The following is a 26,202-nucleotide window of genomic DNA, read 5'->3' as shown; positions in this document are numbered from 1 at the left end:
CCATCAGATTGAGTGAATACTAAAAAGGAATCTTCACACCGAGTAAGAGTCCGTTACGGAAGGTATCTCCATGCAGGAAGTTCACGTTGTTCTTCTGGATCAGCGAAAACTCCCAGCCGTTCTGAAAGACATAGCTGTATTCAAAGCCGGCTTCCACACCGAGGAAGAACTTCTTCTGGGTGGCACCGAACTGAGGACCGAGACGGAAGCGAAGTATGCCGTTCTTGTAACGTACCAGTCGCTGCTTATAGACCAATCCGCCATCCCAATAGTAACCCTTCCAGAACCGGCAGCAGGTGGGTTTCTGCCAATGATTCCCCACTTCACCGTAGATTTCCACGGCATTGCCATAGCTCAACGGATGCTCGTAACCAATCATCGCATTCAAAGTATTCGGAAACAGGAAACCTGCATTCAGCGTGAGTTTCTTGTCCTGTGCAGATGCCGAAAGCACGGCAAACGCACATACTAAAACAAATAAGATTTTCTTCATAACTTAGCGGTAAATATAGTAATACAGATAACAAGAGGAATTCTTCAGAATGTCCGAATCAAAGCCATCGGCATTGAGGATGTCTTCATATTCAATGGTGAGCGTAATGACACGGCCACTGATTTGGTTCTCTGAGATTTCCAGACGGAGCACCTTCTCATCCGGGAAGGTCAGCTTCTCAATCACCAGCACATTGCGGTAATTCTTCTTGAACTTCTTGACGGGGTTCAATGAGTAAACCGGTGTCAATTCGATGGTCTGCGAGTTGGTGGCTTTCGTCTCTTTCTTGTCCGTCAGCTTCACGCGGAGTTCCTCTATATCGTAGGCAATCTTCGTCTTGTTCTGTAAGGAATAATCAATAAAGAAGTAGTCGCCGATGGTATAGATATTGTTGACGATGGCCTTCATGCCGTGGGCATTCGACACCACCTGATTGTACTTTCGCTTGCTGCCATACACCGCCCACGCATAGCGTACCATTTCGGCCTTGGGCATCGACACTTCGGGGTTGATATAGGACTGGGTATCACTGTAGGCCACTTCAAAGATGGAGGCTGCCATGCTGGGATAATGGGTATAAACCACTTCATACTGAGCGATATGGCGCTCTCCAACCAGGGTGATGGTGCCCAGTAACTCATTCTCGTCAAAGGAAGCCTTGATGGAGTCTTGCTCCAGATAAGGCTTGATGCGTACCATATTGTCGGCACACTGGTTGCCCATAATCTTGGTTGTAGATATGTCCACCAACTTGATGTTCTCGGGCATGACGATATGGGTAGTGACCTCACAGTTCACATAGATCTTCTCCTTGGCTGCAGCCTGTACGACAATACCGAGAAGACCGAAGAAAAGTAAAAATAATTTCGCTTTCATATTGAGTAATATTTATGATTTACTGATTGGTTGAATTGCTTACTTTATTATTTGTAATCTTACTTACTCTATGATTTGTAACTTTGTTGACTATATGATTAGTAAGATAGTTTACCTATTTTTATTCTTGGCTTATCATCTTGCTTCCTCCGAGTTGATTAGGTAAACAATCGTGTTGTACTTGATTTTCGCCTTGTTCTTGCGGATATTGGACGAGATAGCCGAAGAAGCTGAGTTATAGACGTTTTGCAAGGCTTGCAGTGCCAGGGCTTCACCCGAGATTCCAGAGCCATAGCCATCTTCCGATTCAAAACTGATGTTCTGCTGCACGGCACTGGAGCTGGCATCCTTTACAAACTCACGGAAGGAAGATTCTGGTACATAAAACCCTTCCATGCCGTCATTATCGAACACAGAAAGCTTCACGTTGATGAACTTATCACCGACCAGAATACTGGTAATGGTAGCCTTGACACGCTGCTGTCCGAAGCCTGTCACTGTTCCATAGAGGTAGGTGCCTTTCTTCAACTTGGTGTTGCTGACGGTAATGTCGTCCAGCAATTTGAAACGAAGTCTGGTCCCTTCTTTTGCCTTAGTGGTCTGGTCAATCATAGCACGGATCAACTTGGCTTCCGCTACATCATCAGGAGATGTTACCGTATGAAACTTCTCCGCATTGGTATCACCGGACTTGATGACAAGCTTGGGGCGGTTGCGCTCCTTTTCGGCCTGACGGACTTTGGCTATGGAATCCTTCCGCAGCTTCTCCGCTTGTTCATCACGGTCAAAACGTCCGATACCCAATCCGCTTTCAATAGCCTTCTGGCGCTCGAAACTTCTGCGCTGAATTTCCTCCAGGTCACGGGCGAAGTCATCTTGTGAAGTATAGCCTTCGGTAGCAGTAGATGTACCAGTTCTGCTTCCATTACCTGACCTATTTCCGGAAGAAGGATTATCCCCGTATGCAAAGGAATTGATGTGTCTTCTGGACTCGGCCAACGACCTCTCCAGTTCCTCCATTTCCCGTTGCTGACGAAGCCGTTCCGCTTCTGCTGCATCCAGTTTGTTAAGTTCGTCTTCGCTGTAGCCGTGCTCTAGTTCCTCGTTCTCTTTCTGTTCTTCACCGATGGCACCAATCGCAGTGAAGGCATCTTCGTCCCCGAAACGGCGCAACATCTCATACATTTTATCTCCGGCTTCCTCCGCATTGGCTTGCGGCAGTTCCGTATTGATGCGGTCGGTGGCAACCGTCTGCTGGGCGTCCTCGCTGCCTCCGAAGGTCTGCATCACGAAGTACACCAGGGCACACAGGGGAATGAACACCACCAGCGGGAAGATGTACTTGGGCTGTTTGAAATTGATTTTACTGATCATGGATGGTCATTGTTTTTAAGTGATTTGACGATGGATTCCAGCCGGTTGTAGCTTTGCACAATGTGGATAGAATCCTGATGGCTTTTATGCGGTATCGCTATCAACGAATCCAATTTTTCCCGGAGCAGCTGCCCTTCATGGGTCAACTCCGTCAGCGTGGTACGGTGTACGCTCTTGTTTGCCTGAATGGTACGGAATCCGGAAAAGATGGGTTCCAACTGGGCAATGCTACTGACATCCGGCTCACGTTGGTCTGACAAGGTCATGCTGTCGATAGCCACGGTACTTGCCAGCAGGAAAAAGAGTGAACCGGTGACATAGGCAAAGGTGCGTTTGGGATGCTTTCTTGCCCAGATGTTGGCCAGCCGGATGCGTCCTGCCAGGCGGTACCTGGTGCCAACGGCTCCCAACCTGGGTTGCAGCCAGGAGCGTATCAAGTGATGCGTCTTGAGCCTGCTTTCCTGAAGTGTCTTTCTAAATGATTTCATATAGGCAGTTATTTGATGGTTATTCTTCAGTTATTCTTGGTTATTACTTGGTAATTACTGAGTAATTCTTCGGTAATTTGTGAGTAATTACCTGATTATCATCAGTAATCGAGATCTTTATTCTCCAGTGTTCGCCAGTTGGTAATCAGCAGTCCATGCGGATTATTCCGGGTTCGGGGAACCGATTCAATGTACCCCGTGGTAATCATGCTGCGCTTCAAGTCCTTGGTTCGGCGCTTGATGAGCTGCGTTCCGTAGTAGGTAAACTTCCGTTCATGTTCGTCGAACTGAATAGAGTCACACATGATGGTACAGACTGCCGAGGAAGAGATGATGTCGGAGTAGAATCCGTTCTCATCCAAAGCCTGCTTCTGTTTGAGGGCCGTACCGTCTGCCATGTACATCGCCTTGCCGACCGTCCACTTGATGTAGTCGTTGTCAGGAGGCAGATTAAAGAAGTACTGATGGAAGAGCTGGATATGGGCTTTGGCTTCCATCGTGAAGTTCGCTTCCAGCCGGGCACGCTGTGCCAGGAAGGGAATGTCACCGTCCAGTATGTAGATCTGCTCGCGCTCTTTCGTCACGAGCGAGATGCAGCACCAGACGGTGAACCCGCAGATGAGGGTGCAGCCACCTATCGTGGCCAGCACCGTCATCAGGGCGAGTTTCGTTTTCTGTGCTAATGATTCAATAAGCATATTCGTTGGGATTAGAGATTATTTCTTTCCTGACTTGGACTTGGGCTTGATCATGGAAATGGCACCGCCCACTACGGAACCTGCCGCTCCGCCGGCTGCACCGCCTGCCATTGCTGCCATGCCCATCACCGTACTGCCTGCTGCTGAACCTGCACCCGAACTGATACCGCCCGGAATGAGCCACGAAGCCACTTCAGGAACAAAGCGGATGATATAGGCACCCACTAGCATGCCCATGGCATACATGCAGTTGGAGCCGATGCCCTGCAGTCCCAAGGCGCCTATCTGCTCCCATGAGTTCACCGAGCCATGAAGAAGATGGTTGTAGGCAATCAAATCCTGCTGCAAATTATAAAGCAGGATAAAGTCAATGTAGTAGATGCACATATAGGTGACGAAACCCCACAACGAGAGGGAAAGGAACTTCGACATCCACTGGCTCCAGGCCGAATTCCAGGGCGGAGCCAGGGACAGGGCGAACATGATGGGACAGAAAATCATCATGATGGCCATGAAGATACGCTGCGCCACCAGAATGCCGTAGTAGGACATCTGGAATATCAGTTCCCCCACAAAACGGATGACATCGTTGATCCATTCGCTCATCTTGGTTTCAGCCGCCACCGCTGCCCGCTGGGCATAGTTGTTGATGGTGTTGCCCAGATTCTCCACGTTGTAGATGAGCTTGTCCCACCAGGCGGCATCCTGTCCGATGGCGGCTACCTGCTGAGCGGTAGATATGGAGTCCTGCACGGCTCTCAGCCGGTCGAGGTATTCACTCTGTTTCTGCGCCACCTTCAGCTCGAAAGCGGCCACTTCCTTGTTCTTGGCTTTTGCCATGGCCTTGGTCGCGGTTTCCAGTCCTTTGCCGGGAGCCTGCAGGGCCTGACAGATCCAGGAGGAAGAAGAGATACAGATGGAAATGCCGATGATGCGCAGGAGTTTCATCACGTCCATGCCGCGCCGCCCGAGCATCATCATCCAGCATTCGTAGGAGCCTACACAGAGCGCCAGCAACAGGCCGAGGATGCGTGCCAGTCCGATGGCATCACCCAGCACCGCTACATTGGGAAAGGTTTCCATGGCGACCAGCAGCTTGTCCAGACTCTCGTCAATGGCAGGCAATCCGATGGTTAATGGTACTAACAGTAGATTCATATTTTCATTCTATTTTCGTTACATATTCCTTTTAATAATGCGTGGAAGCCACCGCACAGAGGTTGGCGGTCCGTTTGACCAGTTCCTCCATCTTCTGCCGGGCTTCCTCGTAAGCCTTCTGCCGCTTGGCATTCTCCAGTCCGTAGCCGACTCCCATCTTGTGGATGTAGGCGATGTCGGCACAGAGGATTTCATTCTGGCGGCTCAGTTCATCCACCTGGTACTGGAGCTTGCCCTTGCTTTTCTGCATGCAGTAGAGCAGTCCGTCGGTGATGCAGTCCTGCATCCGGTTGAACTCGTCCTTGTAGGAAGGGAACATCAGATCCACGTTGCGGTCTGCCTCGCGGAGCAATTCCTCCTGATAGAGTTCCTCCATCTTCTGGCGCTCTTCCTCCACCTTCTTGATTTTCTGCCGCTGGGTCTCTTCCGCCGTTACCCGGGTGGGCATGATGCGCTTCACGTTGGATTTGTGCTCCTTGAAGCGCACCCGGAAGCCGGATTGGAATCCTGCCCACTTCCAGTACATTTCCGCTCCCGAGTATTTCTTGTGCAGAAAGAAGTAGTACCAGTCCGGTGCGAAGTCCCAGGGACCGTTCTCCATGGACTGCCACTGCCGGGCCTTTTCCTTGTCCTTGGTAGGACGCTGGGCATACAGACCGGAAACCACTGTCATGCCCAGCAAGCAGAGTAATAAAATTCTATACCGCATATCCTTTGTTCCATTGATTGATGACACGATTCACAATCTCGTCCTTCACGTTGGAGTTGAGTATTTCCCAGATGTAGTCGGGCTTCCAGCCGCAGTCGGTGATGAGAAAGCAGTAGAGGTTCGCATTGTCCACGATGTAGCGGGCCTTGTCAATGGTGGCTTTGAGGGTCATCACCAGGTTCAGTTTCTCGTCCATGGAGGCTTTCATCAGGTTGATGCCCAAAGCGGCCACGGAAGCGTAGAGCTTGTAGCAGTGCTTCACTTCCCGGGCTATCGCCACGTTGGCATCGGCATAGTACCATCCCACAAAGGGCTTCTTCTTGACATGCTTGAAGGTGTTGGAGGTAAAGTCCTTGTACTCCTTGACCAGTATGTAGAGCGAGTTGGCGGTGGAGGAAATGGCTCCGGCCAGCACCAAGTAGGAATGGGCATTGCTTATCTTGGTGTTCAGCGTGGTCCGCACCTCGTTGAACTTGTTGGCGCCTTTCGTGATCATGGACTGCTCCCCGAAGCTGGTGGCCACTCTGCCCAGTGCCTGGTCCTCGTCCTTCTTGATGCACTTGTGCAGGGCTATCAGGGCTTCGATGGTGGGCAGGTCCTTGGGTATGACCACGGCATAGCTCATATTTGAGGACATGACAGATAGCATCAAACACAATGCGCCCAATTTCTTTTTCCAGTGTTTCATAGCCGTATAAGTTGCGTGTTACAAGATAATTCAATTAGTTGCCACCAGTCCGTTCCAGTCCGATACGAGTCCGTCCACCTGGTTGCGCATGGTCATCACGTTGGCCCATCCTTCGGGGTTGATGGCAAAGCAGAGGTCATTCAGCGTGGCATACTGTGCCATGAGCATCATGCCGTCCACCTTGTAGCGGATCTCATTCAGATTGGTGTAGATGGAGTTGGCCAGCGACATCCGTTCGTAACGATCGAGTATGTTGTAGCCATCGCTCTTCCTCTCGGCTGTGCCTTCTCCCTTGAGCGGATTGGGTATCTTCGCATTGTTCACGATGTTCACGAAATTGCCTACCAGCTGCTGAGTTTCCATCACCAGCCCTCCGAGTTCCGTCAGGCAGTAGAGCTGGTTGGTGAACTTGGCCTTGCTGACCGTTTTAATCAGTTCCGGTACGTTCCGGATGATGTCGAGGGCACAGCTGCCGATTTCCTTGTAGTACAGGCTCTCCGTGCCGAAGCCGGAGATGTTCTGCATCGACAACTTGTAGAGTTCCTTCATCGTGGCCATGCTGACCGAATAGAGTTCCACCTTCTGCTGCTTGGCGGCGATGGTGTCCAGCCGGGCATTGTGCTGTTTCTCGATGAGTTTCTGGGCGGCAAGGTTGGACGATACGATTTTGATGCAGTTCTTGTCGACCACGACCCGCCATCCGGCATACATTTGCGTTGAAGCGGCAAGCATCAGCACCGCCATCAACAGGAATCTTAACTTGACCATAATGACATGACTTTTTGATGTTGATTGACTTTTCTGGCAAATTCCAGATACTTATGCCCGCCATCCCGTTTGCGGTCTGCCTCTATGTGCGTGATGGCTTCCTGCATGGTTCCGTAGTGGGCCAGATAGAGTTTGAGGGCTTCCTTCTCCGTGCGTTCGGTGGTGTAGGCCCAGTAGCATTCCGGCGCTTCCTCCACACCGTACACATCCGAGTTCTGTCCCCGGCATATCCACACCTCCTTGAAGTAGCTGCGTCCTTCCCGGTTGTTCAGGGCATTGATGGTAAAAATCTGCTGTCGCTGGATGGGTGTCAGTCCCAGGATGGCGGCAATATCCTCGTAGCGGTCCTTGAACTTGGTCTGGTCGAGCAGTATCTTCACGTCGGAGTTGTTGATGATGGCTTCCTTCACGATGGGCGAATCTATCACATCGTTCAGCTCCTGGGTAACGACACCTGCTATGCCGTGGAACTTTCTGACCGTTTTGTACAAATATTTGATGTATTCAGCCATGGTGGGCGAAGCAATCGCCTTGCCGGGTAGGTCAGAGGCATTACTGCCCCTTTCCCCCCTCAGAACCGTACGTGAAAGTTTCCAATCATACGGCTCAAGCAGTGTTAAATTTCTATTTAATAGAAACCAGCTCATAGTTACATCTTATTAGTTTGAATGACTTTTCTTCTACAACTGTCATGTAGCAGATTATTTACTTTCTTGCCGTTGACTATTTGTTGGGAAGTTCCCCAAGGATGTTCCTTGTCTATGGGTTTACCACATACGGGACATAAATGGTCCTGTCTTTCCCACATGTACAGCAATGATTTTCTGCCGTTGAGCGACTGTAGCATCTTGTAAGTCTTGCGCTTTTCAAAATACTCTGTCCATTCGGGGTCAAAGGGATTTGCTTCACCTTTTACCTTGACATATCGGGTAATCTTTGTGTCATACAGCCTTTTCAGAGCAATCCTGTCATCAGTCTTGCCTTTCTTGAAGTTTGCCACGAAGCACCAGTTACGGTTCTTTACCCGTGTAAAGTATCGGTCGGCAATCCAATATTTGCCTTTCTTGGGGTGTCGTCTTGTAGCCCATTGCCATAACTTTTCAAATATCAGGTAGTCAGCTTTTCTGAATGTATCAGATGCCACACAATTCTTGTAGTAGTTTACCCAGCCTGTTATCACAGGATTCAAGAGCCTTATAAGTGATTCCTGTTTGCTTCCTTTATTGGAATCGATGATTCCTCGGATTTTCTGCATGAATTTCTTCAGGCTCTTTTTGGACGGTTTGATTAGAAGCACTCCTTTGTATTTCCGGATATTGTACCCGAGAAAATCGAATCCGTCATCAATGTGTGTAATCTTTGTTTTCTCTTCCGACAGGGTTAATCCCCTTTCTTGGAGAAAGTCCACTACTAACGGTTTGATTTCTTCCAAAGCTTCCTTGCTTCTACCCGTGATGATAAAATCATCCGCATAGCGTACAAGATGTACTTTGGGATAGTAGGTCGTTTTCCTGGTTACAAATTTCTTGTGATACTTCTCTGCAAACATAGTTTGCAGTCCGTCCAGTGTCATATTCGCAAGAGTTGGTGAGATGATACCACCCTGTGGAGTGCCCTCTTCCGTGGGGAATAGCTCCTTGTTGAAGACGAAACCGCATTTGAGCCATTTCCGCAGCATCACTTTATCCATAGGGATATTGTTCAGCAGCCATTCGTGGCTGATGTGGTCGAAACAACCTTGGATGTCACCCTCCATAATCCATTCGGGAGAAGCTTTCTTTGCAAGGACACAAAAACATTGTTCCCTTGCATCTCCGGTACTTCTCTCTTTACGGAAACCGTAGGAATTACTGTCCGCAGTTGTTTCCGATACAGGTTCCAACGCAAGCAGGTATAATGCCTGCATAGCCCTATCTTTCATTGTCGGGATACCTAAAGGACGTAGTTTCCCGTTACTCTTTTTGATATTGACCCTTTTTAACGGCTGGGGCTTGTAGCCTCTTCTTTTCAGTTCACCGATAGCCTTGAATCTGGTATTGGGAGTTGACCATTTCACCTTGTCAACGCCTGCGGTGTCACTGCCACTGTTTGATGTAACACGCTTTACGGCTAAAGCCTTAGCGTAAAACGAATGCGTCAGCACCCACTGCAAGGATTTCACCCTGCCGTGTTTGCCCGCCTTTTGAGCTTTTACAATACGTGCTTGTAGCTTATTAACCGCTATCTCACACTTGTTCCAGTCTATGCTTTCCCAAGTGCTCCATTTACGGTCAGTAGATGCACACGATGTTTTAATTTCGTTCATTTGCTTTTCTCCTTTAATAAGTTCTATAAGTTTCTTGTAAAACATCCACCATGCGGAAGTCTGCCCACTTTCGTGTGAGGTGATGTTTCAACCTCTATCCGTCCCATTACAGAACGGCATTCGCTTTCTCCGCATTCCTCTGCCCGCACTCCATTCGGCTTCACTTACGGTCTGCTTACCTGCTGTTACACAGGAGAAGTACGGGTTTACCATGTTTCTTGTATATGACAAACGAATGGGTTAGAATCCGTCTATCCGCCGGCAGTCGTTATGTCCGTGTAACCTTAGCATGGAGAAGGTTAACCGACTGCATCCCTTTTGGGTTAGAGCCCAGTATCATTAGCGGCTCATTCGAAGTTACGACGTTTATCAACGGTTCACATTACGTTATTCATACCATTCAGCCTAGCTCCCCTGTCGTTCGATACTAACGGCAGTTGTCATCCCCTCACGGTTCAGACTTCTCCTTTCGGAAGGGCTTCATTGTTGGTTCTGTTACCGCACGGGTTCATTGCTTAATACCGCACGTTCCCATAGGCTACTGTTGACGGAACAACAGGTTCAATCGTTCGATTTCCAACTCGTGGAATGAAAGTTGAACAATCATATACAAGACTTACATGTCACAGCCACGCTTCCTCGATGATGAGTGCCTTGCGTCCTTTCTTGATACGCATTTTCTGCAGGAACACGTCCATGATGATGAGTACCACAATCGGAAACAGCACGGGGTCATCTTTAATCTTGTCTATCTCGAAGACGATAAACTGCTCATCGAAGAGGTTCACGTTCAGGTCGGAGTTCAGGGTCATCTCCAGTTCACCTCCCCGGTAGAACTGCTTCAGGATGGCAGCGAAGTCGCGGATGTTGAACTGAATCTTCTCCTGTGCCACGATTTGCGGAATGCGTTCCAGGGCGAACTCGTAGTAGGAGTTGAAGGACAGTACCCGGACTTTCAGTCTGCGTTTCTGTTCCTCGATGTGGTCTATCTGCTTGTCTATCTTGATAAGCATGGAGTTGTTGTAGAGTTCCTTCTTGTAGTTCTCGATAATCTGCAGGGCACGTTCCTTTTCGCCTTTGCTGGCAGCTTCATCCTGGGCAAGGGCATAGAGCGAACGGCACTGGCGGAGCAGCTTGAGTCGCCGGGCTTCTGCCGGAAGCATGAGTGCCCTGCTTTCCGCCTGCTTGTCCATCTCGGCTTCCCTGATTTGGGCATCAATGTCTTCCATGCTGTGAGAAAACTTGTCATAATCTTCTTCCATCTTGGAAGCTACCAACAACTTTTGTCTCAACCCCTCACGTTCCTTCTCGGTAAACTTGGTAAAGGGATGGAAGTAGGCTTCGTAGTATTCCACGATGGTCTGGTTGATGAGCATGTCCTCAATCTTGCTCGGAAACTCATTTCCTTTGAAGATGAGAAAGATGAGCGACTTGAGGAAGTTCTTCTTTTCCCCGAAGTTCAAGTCATACTCTTCCTTTGTGACCTTGAAAGGATTCATGGAGATGGGCTTCTCTTTGGAGTAAGAGATATACGTTCCCTTGTAGTAGCCACAGATACCTTCATAAGAATCGCCCGTATCGACCATAACGACATCAGTATTTTGTTCTAAAAGTTGACGAACTACGCTGTTCATGTGGAATGATTTCCCGCTTCCCGAAGGTCCGATGCAGAAGAAGTTGGCATTGTCCGTCATCTTCACCTTGCCCTCTTTCCCTGTGATGTCAATACACACTGGCAGCCCCTGGCGATCGGTATAGTAAGTAGTCAGCGGGGTATCTTCCGAACCTTTCAGATGCTCCTTGAAGAAGAAGCACAGAGCGACATCGGAGAGCGTCAAAAAGAGGTCATAGTCCGGATTGAAGGCATAGCCGTTGCCGGGGAAGCTGTCTGTAAACAATTCCAACTGGTTGTAGGCGGTACGGGACGGCATGATGCCGCACTCATACAGCTTCGTTTCCAGATAGGAAGTGACCGGAGTGACCTTATCTACCAGGCAGCTCACCAGAATGTTGAAATTGCAATATACCAGCTGCGTGCTGTCCACCGCCAGGCGATCCAGCACTTCCTCAATGTCTTCCTTCGCAATCTTGTTGCTCGGGTCGGGCATGGAGCCGTGTCGCTTGGCCTTTGCCTGGAGTTTTCTCAGTAATTTTCGTTGGTTCGGTATCTGCACCACCTGGTTGAACACCACACAATCGGCATGGGGCACACTTGTCAAGAAGGAGAACAAGTCCGTGGCGATGCCGTAGCCGTTGATGTTCATCTGTGTGTAGGGCTTCACCAGGGATGGCAGGTTAATCTCGTCTATATCCACCAGCGGATAGGAACGGACTACCCGGTCGCCGATTTTCAGATACTCATCCGATGCCTTGAAGTTGGTCATCGAGAACGGACCATGCCGGAATTGGAAGGCCATGAAGCGGTGGCAGTACTCATTGACTTCCTCTTTACTGAGTTTGCGATACTTGATGTTCTTCTCCTTGAGGATGTCGCTCACTTTGGAGACCTTGGAATGGAAGTCCAGCCATTTCTTCGGGTCGTATTGCACGAACTGGCTACGCTGTGCCTCCTGCGTGAGGATAAGGTAGGTACGTATCTCCGTAAATTCTCTTCCCTCAAAGTAACGGAAGTAGCTCTTGGTCAGGAACTCCGCATCCTCCGGCACCTCATGGTGGTAGGACTGCTTGCAGAGCACGTCCTGTTTCTGCAGGGCATAGCCCTCGCCGAGCGTCTGTACCACATTGGAGAGTACATCCTGAAAGAGCATGTACTGTTCCGCATCGGTACAGAGCTGCTGCACGGGATTGGTTATCTCGAAAATAACCGACGGTTCCCCTTTGGCTGAAAAAAGGACGACATTGCCGTCCGTTTCCTCCAGCTGTGCATAGAGTCCGTCAAATATTCTTTTCTTGGTATGTGCCATAAATATTCATTTTATTTTACGAGTTGCGTCTCAGATTCTTGTAAACATAGATACCCTTTGCCTGCCGTTTGTTGTGGAGACCGCCACGCTGCTTGACATAAATGGTGACCAATCCGACCAATGCCATCACCAGCATGGCGATGAACCCGGCAAGCTTTCCCAAAGCGATGGAGAAGCCGATGAAGCCTACGAACGACACACCGATGGCCGCTGCTGCCAATGTCAGAAAACGACCGCGTATGCCCATGAACTCCAGCGGTTTCTGCAAGCCTTTGAAAACGGGATAACCCTCCTGATTTATCGTCATAATTCTGGATAATATGTTGATAAATTAGATTACTTAAAGAAGAGCGGAAGCGCCTCAGAAAGAGCGATAAATGCGATACAGCCACCGATAGTCAGCATGATAGTTTTCTTGACATCCTGGTCGCCGTTTTGCATCTTGAAATAAACGTTAAAAGCTCCTACTAAAACTATAACGGCTGCAATCGCTTTCATCAAGTTTGACACCGGAGTCTGGTAGGAACTCACTTCCTGGGTGGCTTTGGTAAAGCCTGCGGCTCCCTTGCTGGCAGCCATCAGTTCACCTGCCGATACCCAGAGGGCAAGGAGGAACATGAGGCATTTCTGTACCACACTGCAGGCCATGAGGCGGTTGACTGCTTTTTCAGAAGAACGCTGGATAGAGCGGAAGATGCTTTCGTTTCCGCATACGAGTTGATTAAGTTGTTTCATTGTATCTTTCTTTGATAATGGATTTCATCGCCAAAGGAACAGAGGTCGCCAAAGAAACAGAGGTCATTCAAGTATCAGAGGTCGCTAAAGGAACGGTGGACTTTCGTCCAAGTAGTTTCGGGTTTATCTACCCGGCATATCGCATGCTTTCGCAGTGATAGATAATGGTACCCAGGTCACATTCACCGGTTTCGGCCAGCTGGTCGATGGCTTTAAAGATGTCATCCACCAGGATGCCGTCTGTCAGTATGGCTTCGCGGTAGGTCGGTGAACGGAAGGGTTGGTCGTCATCGGTACTTTCTTCGGATGGTTGTTCGTCAGAAGGTTCTTCAGATTCTTCTTCAGCAGGGTCCTCGGTCGTTTCATCATCAGAAGATTGGGAAGAAGTTGCTTCCTGTTCGTTATCCGATTCAGTTGCCTGTGAATGAGATGCAGTTCCAGATTCAATTTCATTGTACACATCTTCGGAAGTGTCCGATTCCTCCTGTTCATTTTCATCATCGGTTTCTTCTTTCCCTTCCTGTGAAGTATCGGCGTCCGATTCAGTTGTGGAAGTATTGTCCTGCTGACTGCTTTCAGAAGTGTTCTCGTTTGGAGATTCTTCGTTCTTTTCTTCTTCCTTCTTCGGTTCCTCACGGCTCACCTTGTGAGGTCGGAAGGACTGAGCTTCGTCCGATATGTCTATATCCTCCTCTATATGGTTATCCTGTTCTGCCGCTTCTGCTGCCTTGGCTCGCTGGATGTCCATCACTATCAAGAAGGCATAGTAGCATAGCAGGGCCACAAAGAGGATCGAGATTATTTGTCCATAGGTCATAGCTGTACTTATATGAGGTTGGGTATTACAATAATGTCCTCTTGCGGAACTGGCAGGAAACGAATTCCCAATTTCATGCCCCGGTTCTCCAGACGCTGTTTGCGGAAGGTGTTTTCGGTATAGTACATCAGGTTCTTCTGTCCGCTGAGTATATAGCCTTTCACTTTCAGGCGATAGCGTAGGCGTACCTTGGCCCGGTTGGATATTACATTGATTCGGGTGATGGGATCCAGACCGAATACCATTCTTCTTCGTTCCCGACGCACTATTTTCTGACGGACGCGGGAGGATACCTTATATCCTTCATGTTTGGAGCGTTTCAGTCCCATTTTGGATGCGATACGGCTGACGGTTACTCGGGTCACACCCAGTTTCTCTCCGATTTCCGTAAAGGACTCTTCATTGAAGTGGCTGCGGATATGGTCGGCACGTTCCATCCATTTGGACTTGGCCAGCTTACCCAGTCCCAGTTCCTTGGCTTTGTACTTTACGGCTGACACGCTCATCTCCAGCACGGCGGCGGTATGGGCGGTGGTTTCTACCGGATAAAGTTCGATAAGCAGGGACACCATCCGGTCGTTCCATCTATTCCATTTCATAATCTTCCTTGTTGAAGTTGATAAACAATGATTTCTTCTTTCTGCGAAACTCGGAGAGTTGCGGCAGATAGGTCTCGAAGAAGGCACGGACGATGGCATTGACCATGTCGGAACGGCTCCGGTTATGGATGTCGCAGTCATCGAGTGAATCGGCCAGGTCACGGTCGAGTTTGCAGACCAGCCGTTCGTCCTTGTCGCCTCGTTCATCGGAAGTGTCCAGATAGTTCATGAACACTTGCCAGCACTTGTTCCCCTCCACAGAAGGGAAAAGAGCAACTGTAGCGCCATCTGCGGTTTCTTCGTTCACGGGTGCCTCCTGGGAGATCTTGCTGGTAGAATCCGACTTTTCCTTCGGTTCGCCCGTCAAGGTCATATCGGAATCGTTGATACCTTTAAGAAGGTCATCAATTTCGGGAATGTCTTTTGTCATTGCACGATAGGTATTGATGGTTACTGATTATGTTGATGCTCACTGTTGTTTTCCTGTTCTTCGTCTTCGGCTTCATCCAGCGCAATATGGGTGCTTGTTTCGGCCTGGTATTTCTTCTTGCCGCTCTTGGGGTAAAGGTTCTCCGTCAGCTGGATGCCGGAAAGTTCCATTTCACGGATGGGACCGGTCTTGTCGAAGATGCTGAAATAGATCTTGTCGAATACCGAACTGACATAGCGGTATTGCATATCCAGTGCGGCGATGGTGCTGAACCGTTCCATGTCTGCACGGCGGGGTATCTTTCCGGTGACATACCCGTAGTTGGAGAAGGTTTCCCGGGTGTTGTCCCATAGGATGAGTTCGGAGCGCTTGCCCACGCGGTTGTCGTTCAGGTTGGGGATGATGAAGAGCTGTGCTTTCATCCGTTCGCCGACGGCCTGACGAAGGCGGTCCAGAAACAGCAGGAAACTGGCGGTGGAAGGAATGGTCACCAGGTCGTAGTGGAACGGGACCACGATGATGTCTGAATTGACAAAGATGGGTACGAGCCCTTCGGCTTTCAGGCTGCCCGGCGAGTCGATGAGTACCACATCTATTTCGGGGTCGTTGTGCAGTTTCTCCACCAGAGAGGTCATCTCCACCTTGTTGTTGGGTTCGTATGACCAAACTTCATAGGGCAGTTGTTCCTCTCCATACTTCTTGATGTCTGCCTTGCGGCATTTCATGATTGAGTGTTGGAAGTCGCAGTCGATGACAAGCACCCGGACGCCTTTTGCCACTAAGTAGTTGGCAAAGGTGACGCAAAGGGTGGTCTTTCCGACTCCTCCTTTCTGGTTGGCAAAGGTGACTATGACCGGGGTCTGTATCATGTTGTTTTCCGTTTATTAAACTCGCAAGCAAAAGTAAATGCTGGAACAGGGAAAACCTAAATGCACAACATCAATGTGCTTTCGATTGCTGAAACCGAGGGTTAAATGGACTTCGGAACAAGGGAATCTGAGAAAAATTAGCCAAAAAAGTTACAACTAAAAGTCTCCTTTTGACTTTCAGTTGTAACTTAAATCATTAAACATCAATACTAAATCTTCAATGAGCGTCCGTCATCCACGTCATCGTAGTTTGTCTTTTTTCCAACTTCCCATTCGCGGTTGGCACTGTGGCTGCCGACACCTTCTTTCCGGAGTTTACCCAGTCCTTGATGCGATTTACGCTGAAGGGATTTAATAGGATTGAGCGTCTTCTTCTTGGATTTCTTAAACGGAACTCCGTTTCGTTTTTGCTTCCTGGACTTTTTCTTCACCCGTTCCACATCGAAGCCTTCTTCATTCAGGTTGATGAGAATATGTTCCTTGAAGTTGATGGCATAGTAGGTATCATCGACCTGACGGATGATGAAGCCTTCCTGGTACATGACGCTGCGGGGGGACTTCACTTCGGGATCATTGAATATTTCATGCAGACGGCCGACGGAATCGGCATACTTGGGAGGACGTTCCGTAGAGATGTCCACCAGGTCCGGCCGGTCCACCTTGAATACCTTGCACAGCATTTCCACTTCGGCTGCGTTCTGCGGACGGAACTTCTCGATGAAGCTGATGCGGTTGTTGCGGTCAATGGCCTTGGCCATGAAAGGCGGCAAGGGTCTGCTCTGGCCATCGTAGTAGATGACACCTTTCTTTATATAGGCACGCTGTTTCTTGAGTTTCTGGAAAATTTTTCCCTGAGTGATTTTGGGATTGAGGGTCAGCAGCTGGTCTATGAATGCTTCTATCCGGTCAAAGCGTTGTTCGGGGGTGGCGAAATCGAGCAGTTCTTCTACGGCTAGAACCCGGGCACCATGGATGACGGTCTTGTTGGCATGGTCTATCAGTATGTAGCCGTAGGGCTTGTCTTTCTTGCCGAAGAAGACCACATCCACACCGAAGTTCTTCTTCATTTCCTTCTGCAATTCTTCCTTGTTGGCGCATACGTCCCGGTATTTCTTTAGGTAGGCTCTCAGCTGGCGGTTCCGTGCCTTGTCCTGATAACCTTTCTTGTATAGAGCTTCAATCTCTGTCAGGGGGAGTTTCTTTTGGATTCTACCGCCTTGCTTGACGAAGACGTTTCCGTCTTTCTGGAATACTTCATAGCCCATGGTTCCCATCACGGCTTTGAACTGTGCAAAGGAGGAAAAGCTGTACTGCTTGGCGGCCTCGATGTCTTTCTCTGTCTTTTGTGTTCTATCGGTTCCAAGTATCTTGTCAATGACCGCTTGCGAGCGTCTGCGTTCATGGTCGTGCTGTATCTTGTGTCCATCGGGCGCAATTCTTGAAGTTACAATGTGCAAGTGCGCATTGTCTGTATCGTTGTGAGAATAGATGAGCCAGGGTTGTCCGGGTTCAGCATAACCCATTTCCTGCAGATACTGGTGCGCGAAATCAAGTAACTGCTGTTCCGACATCTCGTGGCCCTTGCAGGAGATGGCTACATGGAACTGGGCTTTCTGTATTCTAGGATTCATGGAGGAATATTCCATGAGAAACTGAGTCAACTCTTCGGGAGTTGGCTTGCGTACTTCACCGAGTGCTCCGAAGTTTTGTATCTCCAGTAACCGGGCTACACCTTTCGCCACCTTCCGTTCATTGTAATCTACGGCATGGAAGTTCGAACTTCCGGGTAAAATGGTTGCAATCATCTGAATAGTCGGATTAGTTAGGTTCAACGGTCAAAACATATACCGCACAAACGCTACTTCGGCATTTTGGTCTTTATACACTTGAATGTAATCAGTTCCAATTCCCGTTTGATGCGGTTCATCGTTTCCTGTGTTTCGCGGATGGTTGGAAGCACTATCTCCTGGATATAGCTGGGTGCAAGCAACCCGGCTACCGCCAGTTCATTGGCTCGTTTGACCACCTGATTCAGGTTGCCGCCTGCCCAGGACAGTTCGTTCTGATTCTTTCGGTAAAACTCACCGAGTTCTCGGATCAACTCGATGCGTTCCTTCACATCCACATTGGAAAATTCCTGCACTGCCGACAGGATATAATGGCTCACAGAGTGGAATGAGCCTGATTTTTCCTTCAACAGTTGGGCTTCCTCGGGGGTAAGCCGTAACTGAAATACTTTGTTTTTCTGTTTCATACTTCCTTGGATTACTTGTTAGCCGGGTTCTCCGGACACCTATTTCGCAGAGCGAAACAGCGATTTATCGCCCCGTTGCGGCAGCAATCGGCAAGTGACCCTTGTGAGGACAAAACTCTGTTTTGTCCTCACAAGGGTACAACTTGCTTGACAAATCCTGCAACGCAGTTCGATGCCTTCCCGGTAGCTTTAGAGACCTCAAAGAAGCACAAAAAACGGCGGAACGCAAAAATTCACAACATCATTCTTTGGAGAAATTTTCGGTAGATTTATCTTGATTATCAGGTGTTCCAAGTTTGTTTCTCCGTTGTTCTCAACTTCTTTGGAACGGCATACGCCCGTATAATAATCACTTGTTGCCAAGTTTGGCTGATGTCTTGAACCCATGGTTCGCCCATCTCATATTTCAAGATTTCAGCAATCCGGCAATACAGAGTTGCCAAGTTGAAGATGTGTCTAATCTCTCAGTATGTTGTCTGCAAGGGTAAAAGAGCATTTCAGCGTACGGACTCGAAACGGGAGGGAAAAAGAAGTGCAGAAGCGTATGGAAATGCGGTCATGTAAAAGCGCCAACAGCAAATACCATGGTAGTTATGACCTAAAACATAGAGGGTGTCTCACTTTTTGAGGGAGTATCGTGGTAACTTTGCAACAAAGTCCATCGGTTGGCTCTGTATGAGATACAAAATGAGTATATTTACGGATATTACTGGTGGCAACAGCTTTGAGTAAGTAGAATCACTAAAACAGGAAGAGTATGATTGGAAGTATCATTGGGGACATCGTAGGCAGTATCTACGAGTTCAGTAACATACGAACCAAGGACTTTGAGTTCTTCGGTCGCTACGTGGAATACACAGATGATAGCATCCTGACGTTGGCTACAGCGGATGCCATCCTGGCTGGGCGCCTTGCACAGGTGGCGGATTACTATGTCCGGTATGCGGAAGCTTATCCCACGCCGATGGGTGGATATGGAAACAGTTTCCAGAATTGGGTCATCCAGAAGACAAGAACCGGATATGCTCCGGCATACAACAGCTGCGGCAACGGATCAGCCATGCGTGTCGGCCCGGTGGGTTGGGCTTTCGATACGAAAAACGACATCATGAATGCCGCCAAGGTTTCGGCAGAAGGGACACACAACCATCCGGAGGGCATCAAGGGGGCACAGGCTACAGCCATATGTATCTTCCTGGCCCGTAAGGGTGCATCGACGGATGAGATTCAGCTATGTATGGAGCAGGACTTCGGCTATCGTTTTCCGCTCACCATTGCCGAACTGCAAAAGCGTTATTCCTGGAACGGAGTTGACGGGGAAGGCAATGGCGGCATCTGTCAGGACAGTGTCCCTCAAGCCATCCAATGTGCGCTGCAAGCTACAGACTTTGAGGATGCCATCCGTAATGCTATCAGCATCGGTGGAGATTCCGACACCATCGGCTGCATCACCGGTTCCATTGCTGAAGCTCTTTATGGGGTACCCGAAGAGATGTATGAGAAAGCGATGACCTATCTGCCCGAGAACTTCCGGAAACTGGTTACTGAGTTTGAAGCGAAATACGGCAGTGGACTGCGTAAAACAGAATGGAATTGCTTAAATTTGGAAACATGGTAGAAGTCATGCAACCAGCCACATTGCGGCATGAAATGCACAATTGGGCAAAAGACCTATGGAACATATATAAAAATGACTGACATGAGAGTATATACCCATTACACTAAGATAACAGAAAAAGAGGGCTTTCGTTGGAGAACCCTTCTACAATTCGGAGATTCATGGAACATTATAGGCACTGTCGTTATGAAGAACCCAGGAAGTGCATCAGTTTCCTGTCCTGTTACAGATACAGAAGTTCTACAGGCTCTTCGCATTTTTGACGAACACACTGCCGAAGAAATATGGTATGAATTTAAGCCAGATCAAACTATGTATTGCATCAGGGATTTATTTCATGAATACTATTCTATGAATAAACACATTGAGCTGAATGGAATCATACAAATCTTCAACCTGTTTTACATCAGGGAGGCAAACTTGGAATGCGCCCTTCAAAAAACGGCTCAGTTCGGTTCAAAGGACTTGACAGACTATGATGTAGCACATTTGATACCACCCATATACTTGGGTTTTTCCAACCTGAGCAAGCATGAAACATATCAGATTACTGCACAAAGATTCTTTGAAGAAGCCTTAGCTCAAGGTATGATGTGTTACTATAAAGATTTTCTAGAAAACAGGTTTTACCACCCGTTGTATTTGATGAGACATACCAGAAATAGAAAGCATGGATTGAAAGCGCGTCTGCAATTCATTCAAAATACATTAGAACCCAAGATTGAGGGTTACGACTTATCGGGAAAAGAGAAATATTCTGATAAGTATAAGGTTGCCGAGCTTGTGTGTAATAAGCTATCTGAACTTCGATATCCTATTCATGACGAAAAGAATCACCGATACAAGCTTAATGAGCAAATTGAACTAACAGTATCAACAGCAAATTCAGGATTCATCGGTATTCGGCATTTAGGAAAAAACCGCAATTACCTAAAAATTGATTTTCCTGACGAAATACAACTACGAGACGTACTTTCTCTATATGGCTATCAAACAGAAAGAGATAAATTGAAAGTCTGGTTAGGAATCAAAGACTTCTCAGATTTTAACCTATCCAATGATAACGAAGAACAAATTGCAAAGGCAATCATAGAAGAAATAGAAAAGCTACGTGTTGAATTATAACTAATGAATAAGTAACTCTCCTTGGTCAAGTGGAATTCTCCACAAGAGCAAGGAGAGTTTTTTTAGTTGATTCTCTCACAAACGAACTAAATAACGTGGTCCAACAATGGGAAAACAATTACTTATCTTATGAACGATTGACCCTTCAAATCCTTAGAATAAAAGACCTGTAAATCAATGATTAAATAGTGCTAACAACCAGGAAAAAGAAGTCGTATTATTTTTATATCTCATTGATTTTTAGTATATTTGAGTATAGAAAACAGCCCTCAGAAGCTATCACTTACTAAAAAATAGACAGCTATGGTATTGGTACTATTCTTCATATATTTGATACCGGTCGCGATAATATTCGCTATTCTCTTGAAGGTGGGATTAGTCGTTATCATAAAAGCCATCCAGCTTGCCTGGTGGCTAGGTAAAATCATGTTCTCTCTTGCCTGGAAGCTGCTGGTGTTTATCATGGTTTTACTCATAGGGATAATAAGGACAAATGTGCCGCCAAAGTTCTGAAGGACAAAAGAGGGAAAGAAGTGCCTTCTGACCAAGAAGGTAGTACGCTGCATGGGGAAGTGGCTAAACTGTTCCCTCTGGTTAAGTACTACTTTTAAGCGAACACCAAGTGATATGGTAGGGAACCTACCGAAAACGACAATCCGCATCAGTCCAAACGATTGATACGGATTGTTCGCTATATATAAGGTATAGAGTGCTTAGAAGCCCTTACCTTTGCTGCGTTCATAAACCACTTCTTTGTGATTGTCACAATTCGTTAGACGAATCTGAACAGTACATCCAACTGGTATGTCTTTGGGGAACATTTTCACGATCCTGCTTAGTACTTCATCAACATTGTTGAAGCCGATGTCTGTAAATTCAGCGATAACCTCACCTTTGAAATAGGCACGGGCGTAAATCATCATCTTTGCAGAAATGCGAAACATCTTATCTCCTGATTCATCCAAATCTTTGGCAAGTCCCTGCTTACTAGGCTTGTTACTAAAGAAGATGAAGTCAATGATGCGGGCATTCAATGCCCATGCCGGTGTAAAATCTACTTTTACATATCCACGGGTTACCTTGAAGCCATGACTATGGTTCATACCAAATGCCACTTCATAAAGATTGGCATTGCAGTCGTTCTGCGCAATGGTAGCCCAAGTGTGACGGAAGGTATAAAAGCAATAGAAATCTTCCTTATTTGTCATACCCATATCCATACAAATTTTACGGATGCCGATGTTGACATTGGCATTGAAGCTGTCGGTATTGCCATAGCGCTGGTGGAAGGTGAAAAGAAATTCATCCTCTTCTTCTGACAGATACTTGTTGAACGTGTCTTGAATAAACGGTTCCACGCGCATTTCTATATATGCTTCATCCTTGCGGCTGTGTTTGGTCTTAGCACGCTTGTAGCCAATGATTCCGTCATGATAATCCGACTTCTTCAAATTGTACAAGTCCACGGTATTGATTCCGCCTAAACACAGAGAAAGAAGTGCAACATCTCTGCCCAGTTCCGGGAGGGAAGAAAGCATCTTGGTTCTAGGCAAAGGCCGATTGAAGAACTCCCGGCATTCTTCAGCACTGATGGCCAGTTTTTCACTTGGCTCAGACTTGGGAATTTGTACCTTCACCCACGGATCGAACTTGATACGTTGTATGCCCTTCTCATCATCATTCATATCTGCTATCGCCGAACGGAAAATCATTCGGACATTGGTAGGGTACATTTCCTTCGCACGATGTGTCTTAGACAATGATTCTATCCATTTTTTGAGGACGGCAGCAGTCAAATGCCCAAACATAACTCGTGTAGTTCCCATATAGCGTTCCAGATGTGCCACTGCAAGCTGATAGTTCTTGGCATTCCGCTCATGTCCGTCAAGTCGCATTTGCCGGATAAACATACGCGAATAATCACTGAAGCAAACTTCTTCATCCGTTTTAAGAAGATACTCTATAATTTCACTGACAGACCAAAGGGTAGTGTTGGCTCTGTTCAGTCGGTCTGTGTATTGTCGAACGAGCATTGAGCAATACTCATTAACGACAGGGTCGGTCGGTTCATTATCTTTAGAGATATGATCCGCATCAACAATCTTGTTGGTCTTGATGTAACCCGGTTTTCTGTTGTGTACGATGCGAATGTACACTGCATAAAGGCCGTCTGTTCTCGGCTTCCTTACGATTGCTTTTAATGTAGTTGTCATAAGCCTTTAATTTTACGCTGCCATAGGCTTTTTTGATGGTGTAAGCAGGTGTAAGCAACATCAATTTTAGTGTAAGCAGTGAGTAAGCGAGTACGCACATTTGGCGCGATTTCCATTGTCAAGTGTACGAACCGTATAAGAACAACATAGGCTGTAACTCATGTATTTCAATGAGTTACAGCCTACTATTTTAATTAAGCCAATTTGGAATTATTCCTCAACGGTGGCTTGGGCCACACTAATATAGTGCTGAAAACCATTCACTTCGCTTTTGGGTGTAAGCCCAGTGTAAGCGGAAGTTTATTGAACGATTTAAAGTTGAACGAATTATTCCTCAACGGCGGCCTGAGCCGCCGCCAGTCTGGCGATAGGCACGCGGAACGGAGAACAAGACACATAGTTCAAACCAACTTTGTGACAGAATTTCACTGATGAAGGCTCACCACCATGCTCACCGCAGATACCGCATTTCAAATCAGGACGAACTGAACGGCCTTTATCTACAGCCATTTCAATCAGCTGGCCCACACCATTTTGGTCGAGTACTTGGAACGGGTCTACTTTTAGAATCTTCTTTTCCAGATATACCGGCAAGAAAGAAGCAATATCGTCACGGGAATAACCGAAGGTCATCTGGGTCAAGTCATTGGTACCGAATGAGAAGTATTCTGCACGGCTGGCAATGCGGTTGGCTGTCAGCGCAGCACGCGGAATTTCAATCATGGTACCTACTTTGAACGGAATTTCCATACCTTCTTTTTCAAATAATGCTGCTGCTGCATCACGGATCACCTTTTCCTGAGCTTCGAATTCATACAGGATACCGGTCAAGGGAACCATTATTTCGGGATGCGGATCATATCCTTCTTTCTTCAGTTCAATTGCAGCACCTAGAATCGCTTGAGTCTGCATCTCTGTGATTTCGGGATAGGTGTTACCCAAACGACAGCCGCGGTGACCTAACATCGGATTGTGTTCACACAGGCTTTCCACACGTTTTTTGATTTCCTGTACGGTTACGCCCATTGCCTTAGCCATTTCTTCCTGACCTTTTGCATCATGGGGAACGAACTCATGCAAAGGAGGATCGAGCAGACGAACATTTACCGGACATCCGTCCATAGCCTTGAAGATACCTTTGAAGTCGGCTTTTTGGAAGGGGAGCAATTTAGCCAATGCTTTTCTACGTCCTTCTACATCCGGTGACAGGATCATCTCACGCATAGCGACAATCTTTTCAGCATCAAAGAACATGTGTTCCGTACGGCAAAGACCGATACCTGAAGCACCAAAAGCGCGGGCCACTTCCGCATCATGCGGAGTATCAGCGTTAGTGCGGACATTCAGCTTTGTGTATTTGTTGCAAAGATCCATCAATGCAGCGAAATCGCCTGAAACTTCGGCTGCTTTGGTTTCCACTTTACCTTTATATACTTCACCGGTAGTACCGTTCAGAGAGATGAAGTCACCTTCTTTTAAAGTAATACCTTCAATTTCTACGGTACGTGTCTTATAATCTACATTGATAGCACCAGCACCCGATACGCAGCACTTACCCATACCACGGGCCACAACCGCAGCGTGAGATGTCATACCGCCACGTGCAGTCAGGATACCTTCGGCAACGGCCATACCTGCCAGGTCTTCCGGCGAAGTTTCGATACGTACCATGACCACCTTTTTACCATCGGCAGCCCATTTAGCAGCATCATCGGCGAAGAACACAATCTGACCGGTAGCGGCACCCGGAGAAGCGGGCAAACCACGAGTCAAAACTTTCGCTTCTTTCAACGCTTTCTTGTCGAACACAGGGTGAAGCAGTTCGTCTAATTTATTAGGTTCGCAACGCTCCAATGCGGTTTTTTCATCAATCATGCCCTGGCGCAACAAGTCCATGGCGATTTTTACCATGGCAGCTCCGGTACGTTTACCGTTACGGGTCTGCAAGAACCATAATTTACCTTCCTGTACGGTAAATTCCATATCCTGCATGTCGCGATAGTGGTTTTCCAGTTTGGTCTGCAGGGCATCCAGTTCTTTGTAGATTTCCGGCATAGCTTCTTCCATAGAGGGGTATTTGGCTACGCGTTCTTCTTCAGAAATACCTGCACGTTCTGCCCAACGCTGAGAACCGATTTTTGTGATTTGTTGCGGGGTACGGATACCGGCCACAACATCTTCACCTTGTGCGTTGATCAAATATTCGCCATTAAACAAATCCTCACCGTTACCTGCGTCACGAGAGAAGCAAACACCGGTAGCCGAAGTATCACCCATGTTACCGAATACCATGGCTTGTACGCTTACAGCAGTACCCCATTCGGCAGGAATACCTTCCATTTTGCGGTAAAGAATGGCGCGTTCGTTCATCCAGCTGCGGAATACAGCACAAATGGCACCCCAAAGTTGTTCGTATGCACAGGTCGGAAAATCTTGTCCGGTCTGTTCTTTTACAGCAACTTTAAAGCGTTTAACCAGTTCTTTAAGGTCTTCCACTTCCAATTCGTTGTCGAGCTTCACACCTTTTTCTTCCTTTACTTTTTCGATAATTTCCTCGAAAGGATCGATGTCTTCCTTGTTCACCGGTTTCATACCCAATACCACGTCACCATACATTTGTACGAAACGACGGTAAGAATCCCATGCGAAACGGGGGCGTCCGGTCTTGCGGCTCAAGCCTTCCACCACTTCGTCATTTAAACCTAAATTAAGGATGGTATCCATCATACCCGGCATAGAAGCGCGGGCACCCGAACGTACAGAAACCAGTAACGGGTTCTCTACATCTCCAAACTTGGAATTCATCAGATTTTCGATGTTGGCGATAGCTTTCTCAACATCCGCTTTCAGCAGTTCTACTACTTTATCTTTACCTAACTCATAATATTCGCTACAAACTTCTGTGGTGATTGTAAATCCCGGAGGTACGGGAACACCGATTAGATTCATTTCAGCCAGGTTAGCGCCTTTTCCACCAAGCAGATTTCTCATGTCTGCTTTTCCTTCAGCTTGTCCATTACCAAAGGTGTAAACTCTTTTTTTATCCATAATAAATGTATTT

General features: G+C 47.5%; 25 protein-coding genes. 2 read left to right on the top strand and 23 right to left on the bottom strand.

The window, feature by feature from the left end:
• Positions 1-19: 19 nt before the first annotated feature.
• The 20 genes from BVU_RS17000 to BVU_RS16905 form a co-directional block, all read right to left on the bottom strand.
• Positions 20-493, bottom strand: coding sequence for a hypothetical protein (locus tag BVU_RS17000; RefSeq protein WP_012055663.1), 474 nt, complete (start codon positions 491-493; stop codon positions 20-22).
• 3 nt (positions 494-496) lie between these two features.
• Entirely contained in the window at positions 497-1,369 is an 873-nt protein-coding gene (traN, locus tag BVU_RS16995; RefSeq protein ID WP_012055662.1) for a conjugative transposon protein TraN, read from the bottom strand.
• 135 nt (positions 1,370-1,504) lie between these two features.
• Positions 1,505-2,740: a conjugative transposon protein TraM gene (gene traM / locus BVU_RS16990; protein ID WP_041174574.1), complete on the bottom strand. Its 1,236-nt coding sequence runs from the start codon at positions 2,738-2,740 to the stop codon at positions 1,505-1,507.
• Positions 2,740-3,231, bottom strand: coding sequence for a hypothetical protein (locus BVU_RS16985; protein WP_012055660.1), 492 nt, complete (start codon positions 3,229-3,231; stop codon positions 2,740-2,742). The genes traM and BVU_RS16985 overlap by 1 nt, the downstream gene beginning before the upstream one ends.
• A 101-nt stretch (positions 3,232-3,332) precedes the next feature.
• The gene (gene traK / locus BVU_RS16980; protein WP_012055659.1) at positions 3,333-3,929 is read right to left on the bottom strand and encodes a conjugative transposon protein TraK; all 597 of its coding nucleotides are present in this window, start codon (positions 3,927-3,929) and stop codon (positions 3,333-3,335) included.
• A gap of 18 nt (positions 3,930-3,947) precedes the next feature.
• A complete protein-coding gene (locus tag BVU_RS16975; RefSeq protein WP_012055658.1) occupies positions 3,948-5,087 on the bottom strand; it encodes a membrane protein in 1,140 nt (379 codons plus the stop codon).
• A 31-nt stretch (positions 5,088-5,118) separates the two neighbouring features.
• Positions 5,119-5,760 carry a DUF5045 domain-containing protein gene (locus BVU_RS16970; RefSeq protein WP_085938697.1) on the bottom strand — a complete coding sequence of 214 codons (642 nt, stop codon included), beginning with the start codon at positions 5,758-5,760 and terminating at the stop codon, positions 5,119-5,121.
• Between the two features lie 25 nt (positions 5,761-5,785).
• Complete coding sequence (locus tag BVU_RS16965) at positions 5,786-6,484, bottom strand: hypothetical protein (RefSeq protein WP_049764370.1); 699 nt, start codon at positions 6,482-6,484, stop codon at positions 5,786-5,788.
• Between the two features lie 30 nt (positions 6,485-6,514).
• Positions 6,515-7,252: a hypothetical protein gene (locus BVU_RS16960; protein ID WP_012055655.1), complete on the bottom strand. Its 738-nt coding sequence runs from the start codon at positions 7,250-7,252 to the stop codon at positions 6,515-6,517.
• On the bottom strand, positions 7,240-7,899 hold the full coding sequence (locus BVU_RS16955) for a conjugal transfer protein (RefSeq protein ID WP_012055654.1): 660 nt from the start codon (positions 7,897-7,899) through the stop codon (positions 7,240-7,242). The genes BVU_RS16960 and BVU_RS16955 overlap by 13 nt, the downstream gene beginning before the upstream one ends.
• A gap of 2 nt (positions 7,900-7,901) precedes the next feature.
• Positions 7,902-9,557 (bottom strand): group II intron reverse transcriptase/maturase, encoded by a 1,656-nt coding sequence (gene ltrA, locus BVU_RS16950; protein WP_012055653.1) that lies wholly within the window; start codon positions 9,555-9,557, stop codon positions 7,902-7,904.
• 623 nt (positions 9,558-10,180) lie between these two features.
• On the bottom strand, positions 10,181-12,481 hold the full coding sequence (locus tag BVU_RS16945; protein WP_012055652.1) for a hypothetical protein: 2,301 nt from the start codon (positions 12,479-12,481) through the stop codon (positions 10,181-10,183).
• 16 nt (positions 12,482-12,497) lie between these two features.
• A complete protein-coding gene (locus tag BVU_RS16940) occupies positions 12,498-12,788 on the bottom strand; it encodes a hypothetical protein (RefSeq protein ID WP_012055651.1) in 291 nt (96 codons plus the stop codon).
• 29 nt (positions 12,789-12,817) lie between these two features.
• Positions 12,818-13,129 carry a DUF4134 domain-containing protein gene (locus tag BVU_RS16935; protein WP_049764446.1) on the bottom strand — a complete coding sequence of 104 codons (312 nt, stop codon included), beginning with the start codon at positions 13,127-13,129 and terminating at the stop codon, positions 12,818-12,820.
• Positions 13,130-13,343: 214 nt separating this feature from the next.
• Complete coding sequence (locus tag BVU_RS16930) at positions 13,344-14,033, bottom strand: hypothetical protein (protein ID WP_012055649.1); 690 nt, start codon at positions 14,031-14,033, stop codon at positions 13,344-13,346.
• Between the two features lie 8 nt (positions 14,034-14,041).
• Positions 14,042-14,632, bottom strand: a complete 591-nt coding sequence (locus BVU_RS16925; protein ID WP_012055648.1) for a hypothetical protein — start codon at positions 14,630-14,632, stop codon at positions 14,042-14,044.
• Positions 14,619-15,062 carry a hypothetical protein gene (locus BVU_RS16920; RefSeq protein ID WP_041174477.1) on the bottom strand — a complete coding sequence of 148 codons (444 nt, stop codon included), beginning with the start codon at positions 15,060-15,062 and terminating at the stop codon, positions 14,619-14,621. The genes BVU_RS16925 and BVU_RS16920 overlap by 14 nt, the downstream gene beginning before the upstream one ends.
• A gap of 20 nt (positions 15,063-15,082) precedes the next feature.
• Positions 15,083-15,931 (bottom strand): ParA family protein, encoded by an 849-nt coding sequence (locus BVU_RS16915; protein WP_012055647.1) that lies wholly within the window; start codon positions 15,929-15,931, stop codon positions 15,083-15,085.
• A gap of 209 nt (positions 15,932-16,140) precedes the next feature.
• Positions 16,141-17,736: a relaxase/mobilization nuclease domain-containing protein gene (locus tag BVU_RS16910; RefSeq protein WP_012055646.1), complete on the bottom strand. Its 1,596-nt coding sequence runs from the start codon at positions 17,734-17,736 to the stop codon at positions 16,141-16,143.
• A gap of 53 nt (positions 17,737-17,789) precedes the next feature.
• Positions 17,790-18,185 carry a hypothetical protein gene (locus tag BVU_RS16905; protein ID WP_012055645.1) on the bottom strand — a complete coding sequence of 132 codons (396 nt, stop codon included), beginning with the start codon at positions 18,183-18,185 and terminating at the stop codon, positions 17,790-17,792.
• Between the two features lie 757 nt (positions 18,186-18,942).
• Between BVU_RS16905 and BVU_RS16900 the strand changes: the two genes are divergently transcribed.
• Both BVU_RS16900 and BVU_RS21080 read left to right on the top strand, forming a co-directional pair.
• On the top strand, positions 18,943-19,803 hold the full coding sequence (locus BVU_RS16900) for an ADP-ribosylglycohydrolase family protein (protein WP_012055643.1): 861 nt from the start codon (positions 18,943-18,945) through the stop codon (positions 19,801-19,803).
• Between the two features lie 186 nt (positions 19,804-19,989).
• On the top strand, positions 19,990-20,928 hold the full coding sequence (locus BVU_RS21080) for a hypothetical protein (RefSeq protein WP_143707634.1): 939 nt from the start codon (positions 19,990-19,992) through the stop codon (positions 20,926-20,928).
• A gap of 269 nt (positions 20,929-21,197) precedes the next feature.
• On the opposite strand, the gene BVU_RS22410 is transcribed toward BVU_RS21080, so the two are convergent.
• The 3 genes from BVU_RS22410 to ppdK form a co-directional block, all read right to left on the bottom strand.
• Positions 21,198-21,404 (bottom strand): hypothetical protein, encoded by a 207-nt coding sequence (locus tag BVU_RS22410; RefSeq protein ID WP_012055641.1) that lies wholly within the window; start codon positions 21,402-21,404, stop codon positions 21,198-21,200.
• Between the two features lie 237 nt (positions 21,405-21,641).
• Positions 21,642-23,141, bottom strand: a complete 1,500-nt coding sequence (locus tag BVU_RS16885; RefSeq protein ID WP_012055640.1) for a tyrosine-type recombinase/integrase — start codon at positions 23,139-23,141, stop codon at positions 21,642-21,644.
• 327 nt (positions 23,142-23,468) lie between these two features.
• Complete coding sequence (ppdK, locus tag BVU_RS16880) at positions 23,469-26,189, bottom strand: pyruvate, phosphate dikinase (protein WP_012055639.1); 2,721 nt, start codon at positions 26,187-26,189, stop codon at positions 23,469-23,471.
• Between the last annotated feature and the right edge of the window lie 13 nt (positions 26,190-26,202).

The organism is Phocaeicola vulgatus ATCC 8482 (assembly GCF_000012825.1).
Classification (GTDB): Bacteria; Bacteroidota; Bacteroidia; order Bacteroidales; family Bacteroidaceae; genus Phocaeicola; species Phocaeicola vulgatus.
The sequence above is the reverse complement of the archived record's forward strand: the minus strand, read 5'-3'. Positions and strand labels throughout refer to the sequence as shown.

What these genes read in the sequence shown, in the direction of transcription:
- BVU_RS17000 (WP_012055663.1), bottom strand. Translation starts at nt 493, where the DNA reads ATGAAGAAAATCTTATTTGTTTTAGTATGTGCGTTTGCCGTGCTTTCG.
- traN (WP_012055662.1), bottom strand. Translation starts at nt 1,369, where the DNA reads ATGAAAGCGAAATTATTTTTACTTTTCTTCGGTCTTCTCGGTATTGTC.
- BVU_RS16985 (WP_012055660.1), bottom strand. Translation starts at nt 3,231, where the DNA reads ATGAAATCATTTAGAAAGACACTTCAGGAAAGCAGGCTCAAGACGCAT.
- traK (WP_012055659.1), bottom strand. Translation starts at nt 3,929, where the DNA reads ATGCTTATTGAATCATTAGCACAGAAAACGAAACTCGCCCTGATGACG.
- BVU_RS16975 (WP_012055658.1), bottom strand. Translation starts at nt 5,087, where the DNA reads ATGAATCTACTGTTAGTACCATTAACCATCGGATTGCCTGCCATTGAC.
- BVU_RS16970 (WP_085938697.1), bottom strand. Translation starts at nt 5,760, where the DNA reads ATGACAGTGGTTTCCGGTCTGTATGCCCAGCGTCCTACCAAGGACAAG.
- BVU_RS16965 (WP_049764370.1), bottom strand. Translation starts at nt 6,484, where the DNA reads ATGAAACACTGGAAAAAGAAATTGGGCGCATTGTGTTTGATGCTATCT.
- BVU_RS16960 (WP_012055655.1), bottom strand. Translation starts at nt 7,252, where the DNA reads ATGGTCAAGTTAAGATTCCTGTTGATGGCGGTGCTGATGCTTGCCGCT.
- BVU_RS16955 (WP_012055654.1), bottom strand. Translation starts at nt 7,899, where the DNA reads ATGAGCTGGTTTCTATTAAATAGAAATTTAACACTGCTTGAGCCGTAT.
- ltrA (WP_012055653.1), bottom strand. Translation starts at nt 9,557, where the DNA reads ATGAACGAAATTAAAACATCGTGTGCATCTACTGACCGTAAATGGAGC.
- BVU_RS16945 (WP_012055652.1), bottom strand. Translation starts at nt 12,481, where the DNA reads ATGGCACATACCAAGAAAAGAATATTTGACGGACTCTATGCACAGCTG.
- BVU_RS16940 (WP_012055651.1), bottom strand. Translation starts at nt 12,788, where the DNA reads ATGACGATAAATCAGGAGGGTTATCCCGTTTTCAAAGGCTTGCAGAAA.
- BVU_RS16935 (WP_049764446.1), bottom strand. Translation starts at nt 13,129, where the DNA reads ATGGCCTGCAGTGTGGTACAGAAATGCCTCATGTTCCTCCTTGCCCTC.
- BVU_RS16930 (WP_012055649.1), bottom strand. Translation starts at nt 14,033, where the DNA reads ATGACCTATGGACAAATAATCTCGATCCTCTTTGTGGCCCTGCTATGC.
- BVU_RS16925 (WP_012055648.1), bottom strand. Translation starts at nt 14,632, where the DNA reads ATGAAATGGAATAGATGGAACGACCGGATGGTGTCCCTGCTTATCGAA.
- BVU_RS16920 (WP_041174477.1), bottom strand. Translation starts at nt 15,062, where the DNA reads ATGACAAAAGACATTCCCGAAATTGATGACCTTCTTAAAGGTATCAAC.
- BVU_RS16915 (WP_012055647.1), bottom strand. Translation starts at nt 15,931, where the DNA reads ATGATACAGACCCCGGTCATAGTCACCTTTGCCAACCAGAAAGGAGGA.
- BVU_RS16910 (WP_012055646.1), bottom strand. Translation starts at nt 17,736, where the DNA reads ATGATTGCAACCATTTTACCCGGAAGTTCGAACTTCCATGCCGTAGAT.
- BVU_RS16905 (WP_012055645.1), bottom strand. Translation starts at nt 18,185, where the DNA reads ATGAAACAGAAAAACAAAGTATTTCAGTTACGGCTTACCCCCGAGGAA.
- BVU_RS16900 (WP_012055643.1), top strand. Translation starts at nt 18,943, where the DNA reads ATGATTGGAAGTATCATTGGGGACATCGTAGGCAGTATCTACGAGTTC.
- BVU_RS21080 (WP_143707634.1), top strand. Translation starts at nt 19,990, where the DNA reads ATGAAGAACCCAGGAAGTGCATCAGTTTCCTGTCCTGTTACAGATACA.
- BVU_RS22410 (WP_012055641.1), bottom strand. Translation starts at nt 21,404, where the DNA reads ATGAGTAAAACCATGATAAACACCAGCAGCTTCCAGGCAAGAGAGAAC.
- BVU_RS16885 (WP_012055640.1), bottom strand. Translation starts at nt 23,141, where the DNA reads ATGACAACTACATTAAAAGCAATCGTAAGGAAGCCGAGAACAGACGGC.
- ppdK (WP_012055639.1), bottom strand. Translation starts at nt 26,189, where the DNA reads ATGGATAAAAAAAGAGTTTACACCTTTGGTAATGGACAAGCTGAAGGA.